The sequence below is a fragment of the Agrobacterium vitis genome (genome assembly GCF_013337045.2).
Taxonomy (GTDB): domain Bacteria; phylum Pseudomonadota; class Alphaproteobacteria; order Rhizobiales; family Rhizobiaceae; genus Allorhizobium; species Allorhizobium vitis_B.
This window is the reverse complement of record NZ_CP118260.1, coordinates 517,315-530,267: the sequence shown is the minus strand read 5'-3', so window position 1 is coordinate 530,267 and position 12,953 is coordinate 517,315. Positions and strand designations below refer to the sequence as shown.

The following is a 12,953-nucleotide window of genomic DNA, read 5'->3' as shown; positions in this document are numbered from 1 at the left end:
AGGGATTGTCCGGAGGGGATAGCCCATCCGGGAGCAATCCTGCCTTCCCCACAGAAGAACAGGCCCGGCTTCATAGCACTCGCTCATCAAACTGTCCTACAGGATAAAGACAAGCCAATCACATCTTTGAAAACACCGGGTTATCGAGAACCGCATTCCAAATGTTGCGAAGGCGACAAGGGGGTGAAAACGCCAAAGCCCGGAAGAAACTTCCGGGCTTTGAACTTGCTGCAAATTTCAGGCGATCAGGCCGCAATCCCCCAATCGCTGCAATTGCTGTGGGCAAACATCCGTTCGAGATTGAGAAAACAGATCATGCTCGCCCCCTGGACAATGATGCCATCGGAAAAATCCGTGCCGGTGCTGGTGGCTTGCGGCACGGGTTGTAGGCTGTCAGCGGGAACCGTCAATATGTCGGACACCGCATCGACAAGCAGGCCGACGACCGCGCTGTCCACTTCCGCAACGATGATGGCGCTGCGCTCATTGGCCACCATGCCCTGCATTCCCAATTTAACCGCGAGATCGACGATGGGAATGACCGTGCCGCGCAGGTTGATCACCCCGACAACCTCAGCAGGGGCATGCGGCAAGGATGTGGCCGGTGCCCAGCCGCGAATTTCGCGGATGGACGTGGTCTTGACGCAGAATTCCTGTCCATGCAGCCTGAAGGCCAGGATTTCCAGCGCATCCGCCTGGCTGGTCGAGGCCATCAGCATCAAAACTCCTCCCAGTTATCGGCCTTGGCCGCCGTCTGGAGACCCATGGCGCGGGCCACCTGCCCCACCATCCGCCGGGCCGGAGACGCAACCGGGCGGTGCTGTTCATGCGCAGCAGCTGGCTTTTTCGATGTCCAGCCAGCAGCCGAAGAGGCCGGCATGGTCTGGGTGCCTTCGAGATGGAACTGCGAAATCAATTGACGCAACCGGCCCGCTTCCGATGCCAGCGAAGAGCTGGCTGCCGTCGATTGCTCGACCATGGCGGCATTCTGCTGGGTCACCTGGTCCATCTGGTTGACCGCGGTGTTGACTTCGGCAAGGCCGACCGATTGTTCGCGTGACGACAGGGCAATGGCGTCGAGCTGGCTATTGATGGTAACGACATGCGCTTCGATGGCCTTGAGCGCCTCGCCGGTTGCCCGCACCAGTGTCACGCCATTGCTGACTTCGCCAGCGGAATTGCGGATCAACTCCTTGATTTCCTTGGCAGCACCGGCAGAGCGCTGCGCCAATTCACGCACTTCCTGGGCAACGACCGCAAAGCCTTTGCCCGCTTCGCCGGCACGCGCCGCTTCCACGCCAGCATTCAAAGCGAGAAGGTTGGTTTGGAAAGCAATTTCGTCGATGACGCCAATGATATTGGAGATCTGGTTGGACGATTGCTCGATCCGCTGCATGGCATCGACAGCATTGGAGACGACAATGCCGGATTCGCGGGCCGACTGGTTGGCCTCGATCGCTACATGCCGGGCTTCTTCGGCGCGCTTGGACGAGTTGGCGACATTGGTGGTGATCTGGTCGAGGGCGGCGGCGGTTTCTTCCAGCGATGCGGCCTGCTGTTCGGTGCGCTTCGACAGATCTTCGGCAGCCTGGCTGATTTCCCGCGAACCGCTGTCGATAGAGCTGGTCGCATTGGCGACAGCGCCCAGCGTATCGGACAATTGCGCAACGGCGGCATTGAAGTCATTGCGAAGCGCTTCGAACTCGGTGGCGAACGGCTGGCTCAAACGGAAGCCGAGATCGCCATTCGACAGACGCTTCAAGCCATCGGCGAGACCAGACGTCGCCTCTGCCATTTCTTCCGCGCGCTTGCGGTCCATTTCTGCAACACGAGCCCGTTCCGCCTCGCTGGAATTGCGCACGCTTTCTGCTTCCCGTTCCAGTTCCCGGGCACGCAGGCCGTTGTCCTTGAACACTTGCACGGCCTTGGCCATTCCGCCGACTTCGTCACGACGTTCGGTTCCCGCAACATCCACAGAGAGATCGCCATCGGCCAGAGTTTCCATCGTCGCCGCGACCTTGCGGATCGGCAGGACAAGCCAGGAGCGAATTGCAAAGAAGCCGATGGTCAGGACGATTGCCAGACCGGCTACGATGCTGACCACCGTGACCATAGCGGCATGGCTTGAGCTCACGGATAATGCATCGCTTTTCTGATCGGTGGAATTGTTCAAATCATCCACCAATTGCACGTTTTTTGGCGTAATAACGCGAAACGCCGACTGACATTCATTGATAAAGGCGGCCTGCGCGAGCGCCACGCCCTCTGGCGAATTACTGGCATTGCCAAGAGCAATGGTATTGGCACAGGTATTGTCGATGATGCGCAGACTTTCCGTCTTGGCATCGGCGACATCACGGCGCTGGGGAACCGCGGCAATGGCAATGTCGATGAATTTTACGAAAGCGGCCCGCGACGACTGAAGGTCCTGCTGAGACGCGGCTTTCTCTTTGTCGGAGCGAGCGATCGTCAGTTCCGCGATTGCCGAGCGTGCACCCTGCAAGGCCCGGTTGGCGCGCGATATCGCTGTTGCAGCGGCAGTATCCTGAGAGATGAGGTCGCTATAGGATGTGTCGATATCCATAATGCGCGTTCCAGCATAGCCCGCAACGCCCAGTGCAAACACACCGAACAGCGCCATTATAGTTAAGAATTTACCAATGATTGGCAGGTTTTTCATCGCAGAAATCCAGTTTTGTTTCGTTTCTGGCGCGATAATTCACCATGACCGATCTGGTTCCTGCACAGTTGCGCCTATACTTAATGATTTATGTATAAAATTGAGACATCGATTTTATTGAAATAGTGTACTCCATTATTTTCACGCGTTGATCGGGAAATACATGGATTCCGAAATTTTCAAAGGCAGAAAAAACCGAGAATAAAATGCATTTCGCCCTGATTTTTCAGAAAATTGGCGAAAAAAATCCAAAAAGAGCGAATCTCAGAAATATAAGTCAAACAATCAAGCCAGCCTTGATGCAATGGAACTGCGCTCGATAAGCTCCGTCGTCAGGATGACATGCCGAGCCGGGTGGCTGGCGCCTTTTATTCTTTCCATCAAATGGGCCGCCACGGTTTTTCCCATATGATAGACCGGCTGGCGGATAACGGTGATCGGGGGAGAGGTCACAGCCGTCCAGTCGGCATCATGAAAGGCGATCAGCGAAAGATCCTGCGGGATCGTCAGGCCGAGATGCCGGGCGACTTTGAATACCTCCAGAGCAATAAGGCTATCCGAGGCGATGATGGCACTTGGCCGGTGCGCCGATTGCAGCAGATCAAGCGCCAGCGCCTCGCATTTTTCCCGGCCATTTGCCCCGAGACGCACGGCCTCAAAAGGCGCAGGTAGGCCTGCGGCACTGCACACAGCGATAAAACCTTCAACACGATGCCGGACCGATGCGGTATGAAGATCGTCGAGACTTTTCATCCGATGATCAGCCGTATCGCAGGCGGTGATATAGGCGATATCACGATGACCATTGCGAATGAGGATTTCCGTGGCCTGTTGGGCCGCCTCGCGGTCATCCGTCGTCACCGTGTCGACACCCAGGGCCGGAAGGGCGCGGTCAAGCAGCACGAGGGGACATCCCGATTGCCGGATCTCCTGCAGGTGCTCGAAGTCCAGTGTGCTTGCAGCAGAGATAATCAGCCCATCGACCCGTTTTGCCAGCAACGCCCTGACCGCCGCCTTCTCCGCCGCAACGTCTTCGCCGGAATTGGTGAGGATGACAGTATAGCCTGCCATGCGGGCGACATCGGCAATGCCGCGTACGGCTGAGCTGAAAAATGGATTTTCAATATCCCCCACCACAACACCAATGGTGCCGGATCGGCCCGTTGTCATGCTGCGGGCCAGTTCATTGGGCCGGTAGTCCAATGTGGCCGCAGCCTCCAGAACCAGCGTCCGCACCTTATCGCTGACGGTGCCATAGCCGCCCAGCACGCGCGCGGCCGTGGCCTTGGAAACGCCTGCGGCTCTGGCCACATCGGCAACGGTGGCGGATGATTTCCTGTTCGCGGGTTGTTCCATGACATTAGCTCTATAAGGGATATTGACGGACGGTCAATGCGAATATAACAATTGTCAAACCGAAAGAGACCGGTCTCTTTAATGTAGAGACCGGTCTCATATCCAATAACAAGAAAACGGCATGCGACAAGCATTTGCCGAATGAATGGTTGCCGCCATTCATTCGGATGGGAAACCGCGCGCGTCATCACAAGGCCAGCACGGGAAAGAAAAACAATCACCAGAGCGGAGAACAACGACAATGAGTATAACCAGAGCAATTTCACAGAAGGCGCGCGGCGCGGTCATCGCGGCGGCTCTTGCCTGTGCCGGATTGATGGCGCAGCAGGCCGTTGCAGCCGACAATCCCTACGGGTTGATAGACCCGAAGGTCATCAGTGTCGGCACCATGGGCGATTCCAAGCCCTATACATTCATCACCTCCGATGGCCAGTTTACCGGCTTTGACATTGAACTCTTTCTCAATGTTGCCGAGCGCATGGGCTTCAAGAAAGATCAGGTTGTCTTTACCGGTCAGGAATTTTCGGCCCTGATGCCGTCTGTTGCCAATGGCCGGTTTGATGTGGCTGTGGCGGCCATTGGCACGACAGACGCACGAAAGAAAACCGTTGATTTCTCCGATGGCTATCTAGCCGGTTATCTCTCAGTGCTGACGCCGGATGCGAAAATCACCGATGCCGCCGGCCTGAAGGGCAAGCGCCTGGGCGTGGTGCAGGGCACGTTGCAGGAAATCTATGCGACCAAGAATTTCAAGGACACCGATCTCGTCAAATTCCCCGACAACAACTCCGCCGTCTCGGCCCTGAACAATGGCACGGTTGATGCGCATTTCCTCGATTATGAGGCCGCCAAGGACTATACGGATCGTTTCAAGGCGCTGAAAATTGCCGTCAATATTCCAAGCTTCGATGCGCCTGCCGGTTTCGTGATCCGCAAGGGCAATGATGGGCTGCGCGAGGCCTTCAACAAGGGCCTTCACGCCGCCATGCAGGATGGCACCTGGAAGAAGCTCTACGAAAAATGGTTCCCCGGCTCACCGATGCCTGCCGACTATCTTCCCAAGCCCTGATTGCGGCTTCACCCGGTTGGCCATGAGCGCCAACCGGGTGGCTTTCGGGCACATGATCATAACTGGGAAGGGTTTTTGAATGGAATGGCTTGAAACACTGCGTCGCAGTTTTCTCGACTGGGACGCGATGGCCGAGGTCTTGCCTGCCATGATTACGGTCGGCTTGAAGAATACGCTTATCCTCGCCTTCGCCTCCACCGTGATTGGCGTAGTGATTGGCATGATCCTCGCCATTATGGGTATTTCGCGCTCGCCGTGGCTGCGCATTCCGGCACGGCTTTATACCGACATCTTTCGCGGCCTGCCTGCGATTGTGACGATTTTGCTGATCGGTCAGGGCTTTGCCCGCATCGCCCGTGAAATCTGGGGCCCGTCGCCTTATCCGCTCGGTATTCTGGCGCTCAGCCTGATTGCCGGGGCCTATATCGGCGAAATCTTTCGCTCTGGCATTCAGAGTGTGGATCGCGGCCAATTGGAAGCCTGCCGGGCGCTGAGCATGAGCTATGGCCAGGGCATGCGGCTGATCATTGTGCCGCAAGGCGTGCGCCGCGTGTTGCCAGCGCTGGTCAATCAGTTCATCGGCAATGTGAAGGATTCCAGCCTTGTGTATTTTCTCGGCCTCTTGGCATCCGAGCGCGAAATTTTCCGCGTTGGGCAGGATCAGGCTGTTGTGACAGGCAATCTCTCGCCGCTGTTGCTGGCGGGCATGTTCTATCTGGTGATTACCGTGCCGCTGACCCATCTGGTCAACACCATCGATACTCGTCTGCGGCTTGGCAAAAAGCCCGCGAGCGAAACCGTGAGTGGGCTTGCCGAGGTGAGCGAGTTGGCAAAGGCTGTGGATGGCACGAATGCGCCGACGAAAGAAATCACCTTTACCGGCGGCAGTCTGGATGTGCGTGGGCTGACCATGGCCTATGGCACGCTGGATGTGTTGAAGGGCGTTAATCTTACCGTTAAACCCGGCACGGTCACCTGCATCATTGGTCCATCCGGCTCTGGCAAATCGACGCTGCTGCGTTGCCTCAACCGGTTGGTGGAACCAAAAGGCGGCGATGTCCTGCTGGATGGAAGCAGTATTCTGGCTATGAAGCCCGAAAAACTGCGCCGCAAAGTCGGCATGGTGTTCCAGCATTTCAACCTGTTTCCCGATCACTCGGCGCTCGACAATGTCATGCTGTCGCTGACCAAGATCAAAGGAATGTCGCGGCAGGAGGCCGAGCGGATCGCGCTGGCGAGATTGCGCGATGTCGGGCTGGAAAGCCGCAAACATCATCGTCCCGGTGGTTTGTCTGGCGGCCAACAGCAGCGCGTGGCCATTGCCCGAGCCTTGGCCATGGAGCCGGAAGTCATCCTGTTTGATGAAGTCACCTCAGCGCTTGATCCCGAACTGGTCAAGGGCGTGCTCAACCTGATGGCCGATCTGGGTGAACGGGGCATGACCATGGTGGTGGTCACCCACGAAATGGGCTTTGCCCGCCGCGTCGCCGATCAGGTGATCTTCATGGACGAGGGCAAGGTGGTGGAAGCCGGCTCACCCGAAGCGATTTTTGACCATCCCCAAAGTGCGCGGTTGAAGCACTTTTTGGCGGAGGTTTTGTAAGTGATAAATAAAAGGCAGAAACAGTTATGAAAAAGCTCAGATGGGGCGTGCTGGGAGCCGCCAATATTGCCATCAAGGCCGTTATCCCGGCCATTCAGGCGGGCGAAACGGGGGTTGTCGCAGCAATTGCGTCGCGCGCTCTAGCGAAAGCGCAGAGTGTGGCGGCAGACCTTGGCATTGCCAAAGCCTATGGCAGCTATGAGGAATTGCTTGATGATCCCGATATCGATGCCATCTATAATCCGCTGCCCAACCACCTGCATATGCCGATGACGCTGGAAGCCATCCGGCATGGTAAGCCGGTGCTGTGCGAAAAGCCTATTGCGCTGACAGCGGAGGAAGCAGAGCAGATTGCTTCAGCTTCCAGCACATCCGGTGTGCTGGTGGCAGAGGCCTTCATGGTGCGCCATCATCCGCAATGGCTGAAGGTGCGGGATTTGGTGAAAGCCGGGCGGATTGGCGAGGTGCGCGCCATCCAGACCATCTTCTCCTATTATCTCGATGACCCAGCCAATGTGCGAAACCAGAAAGATATTGGCGGCGGCGGGCTTTACGATGTTGGCTGCTATGCCATCAACACCGCCCGTTTTGTGTTTGATGGTGAGCCGGAGCGGGTGATTGGCCTGTTTGATCAGGATGAGACATTCCAGACGGACAGGATGATGAGTGGTCTCGCGGAATTTTCCGCCAATCGCCACCTGACGTTTACTTGCGCCACGCAGTTGTCCTTATGCCAGAAGGTCACGCTACTCGGCACCAAAGGCCGCATTGAGATTGCTATACCCTTCAACGCCCCAGTGGATGCGCCCACCACCATCACCATTGATGATGGCCGCGACCTGACGGGCGGCGGGTACGAGGTGATCGAGATCAGCGCCGCCAATCAATATGGCCTGCAATGCGATGCCTTTGCCCGTGCCGTGCTGGCGGGCGAGGTTTTGTTATCAGGACCGGGCGATGCGGTGGCCAATATGAAGGTCATCGATGCGTTTTTCCGCTCCGCCAAGAGCAATGGCTGGGAACAGCCCTGAACCAATTCACATCATCATGATTGAAGACTGAGAGAAAAACATGTCGAAAAACAAGATATCAAGCGCTGTCATTATCGGCGGCGGCATTTTTGGAACGTCCACGGCGGTGCAGCTTGTCCGCAAGGGCATCAATGTCACCCTGATCAATGACGGACCTGTTGCCAATGGGGCGTCCGGGCGGTCCTTGTCATGGCTTAACTCATCGCGGATGCGCTCTGATGCTTACCATCGCCTGCGTATGGCAGGCATCGATCGTTACCGCACACTGGCGGAGCGCTTCCCGGGGGCTGATTGGCTGTCCTTCAAGGGTGGACTGACCTGGGATGCCGATGACGCCACCAACGAGATTGATGCCGCCTATGACCATGAGGTCAAGCTGGCCTATGATGCCCTTCATCTGGCCGCAGACGAGGTCAAGGCTGTGACGCCAGGCGTCGATGCGGGCGCTGTCACGCCACAGGGGGCTATTTTCAACGCAGCCGAGGGTTGGGTGGATTTGCCAGCCCTGATCAAAATTCTCATCGAGGAATTTAGGGAGCGCGGCGGCACGCTGGTGACCGATGCCGGAGCGGCCAGCGTGATGATTGAAAACGGTCGCGCCGTTGGGGCCCGTACAGCCAATGGTACGGTTTTCCCTGCCGATGCAGTCCTGGTCGCAACCGGACCCTCCGTTCCCAAAATGGCCGCCGATGCGGGCCAGAAAATTGACGACGGCACGCCCATCTCGCTGTTGGTCACCACCAAGCCCGTCGATCTGGCCCTGAAAGCCGTGCTGAACACTCCCCGCATCGCGATCCGCCCCGGCCCAGACAACAGCTTTGCATTGGATTCGGCATGGTCTGAGGAAGAAGTCGGCACTTCGGCGGATGGCAGCTATCAGGTGAAGCAGGAAACCCTGGATGGCCTGCTGGCGGAAGCCTCCAAAGTGCTGGAAGGCAATCCGAAGCTGGAACTTGCGAGCTATGGCGTTGGCCGCAAACCCATTCCCGGCGACGGTGAACCGGTTCTGGGCGAACTCAAAGCCATCCCCGGCTATTTTGTTGCCTTCAGCCATAGCGGTGCAACGCTGGGCCTGATTGTCGGCGAACTTCTCGCCTATGAAATCGCCAGTGGTGAACGCCATCCGATGCTGGCCACGTTCAGGCCTGAGCGCTTCGCCTGACCCGAACGTCACGCCGCCGGTCCAAACCGGCGGCGGATGCCTTTGGCTGAGAGTATCAGCGCGTCACATATTTACGCCACGGATGTTCTTCCTTGAAGCCAAGCACCTCGCGAGCCTTCCGGTTGGAAATTGGCGCTTCATTCTCCCCCATCTCCCGTAGAACCGGCGTGTCAGGGCAGTATTTGGCAAGAAATTCACCTGTCGGCAGATCGGCGGTGATCGTGTCGTTGACGGCATTGAACACCTGGAAGCCGAGGCCGTCTTTTTCGATGCACAAATGGACGATTTCACCGAGATCGCGGGCGTCGATATAGCTCCAGGCATTGCGCTTGCGCGACATCGGGTTGTCGAGATAGCCAGGGAAATTGGCGTAGTCATGCGGCTCGATCACATTGCCAATCCGAAGCGCATAGATATCGGCACTGTAACGCATGGCAAAAGCCCGGGCGGTCTTTTCATTGACCACCTTGGACAGGCCGTAGCTGTCCATCGGGTCGCTGTCATAGTCTTCTTCAAGCGGAAAACTATGGAAATCCTTGTCGCCTTCGGCAAAACAGACGCCATAGGTGGTCTCACTCGAGGCGATGATCACCTTGCGCACGCCAAGCTTCATGGCCGCCTCGATGACATTATAGGTGCCGACGACATTGGCCGAAAAGGTGCAATTATCAGGCTCGATCATCACCCTGGGAATGGCGGCGAAATGCACGACGGCATCGGGCGCAGATGGCGGGGCGCCGTGATCGTATCCATCAAAACCGAAATGCGTCGTCAGCGCGTTGAACACCTGGCCACTATCAGTGATATCGGTGATCAGCGTATTGACGCCAGGGCAGTCGAGCGGCTTCAGATCAAGGTTGAGGATCGAATATCCCTTGGCTTGCAGATGCGCAACGGCATGGCGTCCAGCCTTGCCGGTGCCGCCCGTAAAGACGATACGCTTGTTCATAATCTCTCTCCCTTATTTTCGGACGCGGATGTGTCCCACACAGATGTGTCAGGACAACGATCTCCCGGCGTTTTTGGCGCACATGTTTATGCGCTCGGCGCGGGCGCGGCAATGCAGGCCAGACGAACCGTGGAGACCAGTTGCTCGGCCCCATAGGGCTTGGTGAGCACACGCGCGTCCGCTTCGTCGCGCACGCAAGACGCATCGCCCGTGGCAAAGACAATGCCTGCCGCCGGCCGGATCTGCCTTGTTCTTGCAGCAAGATCCCGACCCGACATGCCCGGAAGGTTGACATCCGTCACCAGCACGTCGATTGCCAGGGTTTCGAGCGCGGCCATCGCCTGTTCTGCGCTGCCGACATCGATCACCACGAAACCGGCATCCTGAAGAATTTCCGCCGTATCCATCCGGATCAGCGCGTCATCCTCGACCAGAAGAACGGTCAGCGGCCCGGCTATATCTGGTTGGGCCACTGCCACAGCCGGTTTCGGATCAGCTACCCTGCCCGTCAACCGTTGACGTTGATTGGCCAGAACGTGCCGGAATTTTCGCGCCAACGCCTCTTTCGTATAGGGCTTGGACAACAGCTCAACGCCCGCATCCAGCTTGCCGCCATGCACGATGGAATTCTCGGTATAGCCTGATGTGAACAGCACGGCGATATTGGGCAGGCGCTCGCGGGCTTTGCGGGCCAGTTCCGGACTTTTTAGGGTACCCGGCATGATGACATCGGTAAACAGGATATCGATGGGGATGCCGCTTTCAATCACGCTCAAGGCGCTGGAGGCATCGACAGCCTTCAACACACGATAACCGAGATCGGCCAGAAGCGCCACGACCGTTTCTCGAACAGCCTCGTCGTCCTCCACCACCAGCACCGTCTCGCTGCCGCCGGTAATCGGCCCGGTATCAACGGCGATTTCCACGTCTTCAGCCTGCATGGCGCGTGGCAGATAAAGCCGGATCGTCGTACCTTGCCCGACCTCCGAATAGATTTTCACATGACCGCCCGACTGTTTGACAAAGCCATAGACCATGGACAGGCCGAGGCCGGAGCCCTTGCCTTCCGCCTTGGTGGAGAAAAACGGCTCGAACACCTTTTCGATAAGGTCAGGTGCGATCCCACACCCGGTATCGCTGACGGCCAGCATAACATATTGACCGGCGGCGACCTCATCATGGTCCCTTGCGTAGTCATCATCCAGATGGGCATTGGCAAGCTCGATGGTCAACATGCCGACCCTGTCCATGGCATCGCGGGCATTGATGGCCAGATTGAGAAGGGCGTTTTCAATCTGTGACGGATCGATGAATGTATTCCACAGCTCTCCTGGAAACACCGTTTCGAGCTTGATCGCCTCACCAACGGCACGCCGCAGCATGTCATCCATCGCCTGGATGAACCGGCTGATATTGACCACCTTCGGCTCCAGTGCCTGACGCCGGCCAAAGGCCAGCAATTGGCTGGCAAGCTTTGAGCCGCGCGACACACCCGCCATCGCATTGGCAACCCTGACTTCAGCGCGCTCATTGCCCGCCACATCTTTCGACAATAGCTGAAGATTACCGGAAATCACCTGCAACAGGTTGTTGAAATCATGGGCGACGCCGCCAGTCAGCTTGCCGACCGTTTCCATTTTCTGCGCCTGCGCCAGCTTGGCTTCGGCCTGACGCCTTTCGCCGATTTCCGCAACGACGCGGGCTTCCAGCGTCTCATTCAGATTGCGCAATTGCTCTTCCGCCAACTCGCGGTAGCGCACCTGCCGCGCCAGGGTCTCTGCCTGCTGACGCAAGGTCGCTTCAGCAGCCCGCTGGTGGGTGATATCGGTATGAACACCAACCCATTCGATGATTTCACCTGCATTGTCCAGCAGCGGCAGCGCCCGGATAGCAAACTGGCGCCAGACGCCATCGGCCCGCCGGACACGGTGCTCATGGATAAACATGCTTTTACTGTCGACCGCGGCCCGCCAGGCACCGATGGTGTCGGTAACATCATCCGGATGAACGGCATCGGACCAGCCATAGCCCTGGTATTCGTCCATGGACTGGCCGGTCAGCGCCGACCAGCCGGCCTGCTCTCCCTCCATCCTGCCATCGCGGCCATTGGTCCACAACACCCCGTGAACCGCATCCATGGCGGTGCGGAACCGGCGATTGCTGATGATCAGGGCCGCTTCGCGCCGTGCATGGTCCTGCATATCGATGCACAGGATATGAACCCCCGGGATAGAACCATCCGCCTCGACATGCGGGATATAGCGGATTTCCAGCCGATGCTCTGCCCCGTTGCGCAGAATGGTAGCTTGCGAGGTGAAGCTTTCACCCGCAAGGCCACGCTCAATGGAAGACCGGCGGTTGGTATAGGACAAATCGCCAAGCAGTTCGCGCACATGCCGCCCAACCACTCGCTCAGGCGCAATACCGAACCAGTCTTGATAGGTGGCATTGACGAAACGATAGATGTGATCCCGATCAACATAGGAAATCAGCATGGGCACGGCATCCGTAACCCGCCTCAACTCCGTCTCGCGCTCGGCCAGCCGCCTCTCCACCGACAGACGGGCGCTGTTATCGACAATCGTACACATCACGCCACCGACCTTGGCGTCGGCATCGTAAACCGGCGTATAGAAAAGATCGAGAAACAGCTTTTCCGGTCCTGCCGGGCGGTTCAGAATGATCGGCTGATCCCGATGCACCACCGTTTCACCCCTGAAACCAGCGTCCAGGATAGGACGGTTCCAATCCCACACTTCCGGGAAGGCGGTGGCAACAGACATGCCGAGCGCCATCGGGTGCCGATCCGCGGCAATGTCACGATAGGCATCGTTATAAATCATGATGTGGTCTTTTCCCCACATCAATACGGTCGCAACCGGTGAATTGACCACATTGGCGACCGTCCCCCGCAATTCTCCCGACCACGAACACACCGGCCCGAGGCTGGAATTGCGCCAATCACGGCCCCGGATAAGATCGCCACAATCACCGCCACCTTTTGGCCATTCCACGTCTTGCATACCCATATCTTGCACGCCTATGGGCGAGACCGCGTTGCGCAGCCCGTCAAGGGCTGCGCATACCATGTCGTTTGCGTTGG

9 protein-coding genes are annotated in these 12,953 nt (G+C 57.6%); 4 read left to right on the top strand and 5 right to left on the bottom strand.

Going from position 1 to position 12,953, the window contains the following annotated elements:
• Window positions 1–245: 245 nt before the first annotated feature.
• The 3 genes from G6L01_RS20225 to G6L01_RS20215 form a co-directional block, all read right to left on the bottom strand.
• Entirely contained in the window at window positions 246–719 is a 474-nt protein-coding gene (locus G6L01_RS20225) for a chemotaxis protein CheW (protein ID WP_070165378.1), read from the bottom strand.
• Window positions 719–2,680, bottom strand: a complete 1,962-nt coding sequence (locus tag G6L01_RS20220; protein ID WP_070165377.1) for a methyl-accepting chemotaxis protein — start codon at window positions 2,678–2,680, stop codon at window positions 719–721. Before G6L01_RS20220 ends, G6L01_RS20225 begins: the two co-directional genes overlap by 1 nt.
• Window positions 2,681–2,965: 285 nt before the next feature.
• Entirely contained in the window at window positions 2,966–4,036 is a 1,071-nt protein-coding gene (locus G6L01_RS20215) for a LacI family DNA-binding transcriptional regulator (RefSeq protein ID WP_070165376.1), read from the bottom strand.
• A 316-nt stretch (window positions 4,037–4,352) separates the two neighbouring features.
• Between G6L01_RS20215 and G6L01_RS20210 the strand changes: the two genes are divergently transcribed.
• From G6L01_RS20210 to G6L01_RS20195, 4 genes are all read left to right on the top strand, one after another.
• Window positions 4,353–5,105, top strand: a complete 753-nt coding sequence (locus tag G6L01_RS20210) for an ABC transporter substrate-binding protein (RefSeq protein WP_234890991.1) — start codon at window positions 4,353–4,355, stop codon at window positions 5,103–5,105.
• Between the two features lie 79 nt (window positions 5,106–5,184).
• Complete coding sequence (locus tag G6L01_RS20205) at window positions 5,185–6,708, top strand: amino acid ABC transporter permease/ATP-binding protein (protein ID WP_070165374.1); 1,524 nt, start codon at window positions 5,185–5,187, stop codon at window positions 6,706–6,708.
• 26 nt (window positions 6,709–6,734) lie between these two features.
• A complete protein-coding gene (locus G6L01_RS20200) occupies window positions 6,735–7,739 on the top strand; it encodes a Gfo/Idh/MocA family protein (RefSeq protein ID WP_070165373.1) in 1,005 nt (334 codons plus the stop codon).
• Window positions 7,740–7,779: 40 nt separating this feature from the next.
• On the top strand, window positions 7,780–8,901 hold the full coding sequence (locus G6L01_RS20195) for an NAD(P)/FAD-dependent oxidoreductase (RefSeq protein ID WP_070165372.1): 1,122 nt from the start codon (window positions 7,780–7,782) through the stop codon (window positions 8,899–8,901).
• Window positions 8,902–8,956: 55 nt separating this feature from the next.
• Here G6L01_RS20195 and G6L01_RS20190 read toward each other — a convergent pair whose 3' ends face one another.
• Both G6L01_RS20190 and G6L01_RS20185 read right to left on the bottom strand, forming a co-directional pair.
• The gene (locus G6L01_RS20190; RefSeq protein ID WP_139190112.1) at window positions 8,957–9,853 is read right to left on the bottom strand and encodes an NAD-dependent epimerase/dehydratase family protein; all 897 of its coding nucleotides are present in this window, start codon (window positions 9,851–9,853) and stop codon (window positions 8,957–8,959) included.
• A gap of 83 nt (window positions 9,854–9,936) precedes the next feature.
• On the bottom strand, window positions 9,937–12,879 hold the full coding sequence (locus G6L01_RS20185) for a PAS domain-containing protein (RefSeq protein WP_139190124.1): 2,943 nt from the start codon (window positions 12,877–12,879) through the stop codon (window positions 9,937–9,939).
• Between the last annotated feature and the right edge of the window lie 74 nt (window positions 12,880–12,953).

Coding starts and splice junctions, on each gene's coding strand:
- G6L01_RS20225 (WP_070165378.1), bottom strand. CDS start 719: ATGCTGATGGCCTCGACCAGCCAGGCGGATGCGCTGGAAATCCTGGCC.
- G6L01_RS20220 (WP_070165377.1), bottom strand. CDS start 2,680: ATGAAAAACCTGCCAATCATTGGTAAATTCTTAACTATAATGGCGCTG.
- G6L01_RS20215 (WP_070165376.1), bottom strand. CDS start 4,036: ATGGAACAACCCGCGAACAGGAAATCATCCGCCACCGTTGCCGATGTG.
- G6L01_RS20210 (WP_234890991.1), top strand. CDS start 4,353: ATGGCGCAGCAGGCCGTTGCAGCCGACAATCCCTACGGGTTGATAGAC.
- G6L01_RS20205 (WP_070165374.1), top strand. CDS start 5,185: ATGGAATGGCTTGAAACACTGCGTCGCAGTTTTCTCGACTGGGACGCG.
- G6L01_RS20200 (WP_070165373.1), top strand. CDS start 6,735: ATGAAAAAGCTCAGATGGGGCGTGCTGGGAGCCGCCAATATTGCCATC.
- G6L01_RS20195 (WP_070165372.1), top strand. CDS start 7,780: ATGTCGAAAAACAAGATATCAAGCGCTGTCATTATCGGCGGCGGCATT.
- G6L01_RS20185 (WP_139190124.1), bottom strand. CDS start 12,879: ATGGGTATGCAAGACGTGGAATGGCCAAAAGGTGGCGGTGATTGTGGC.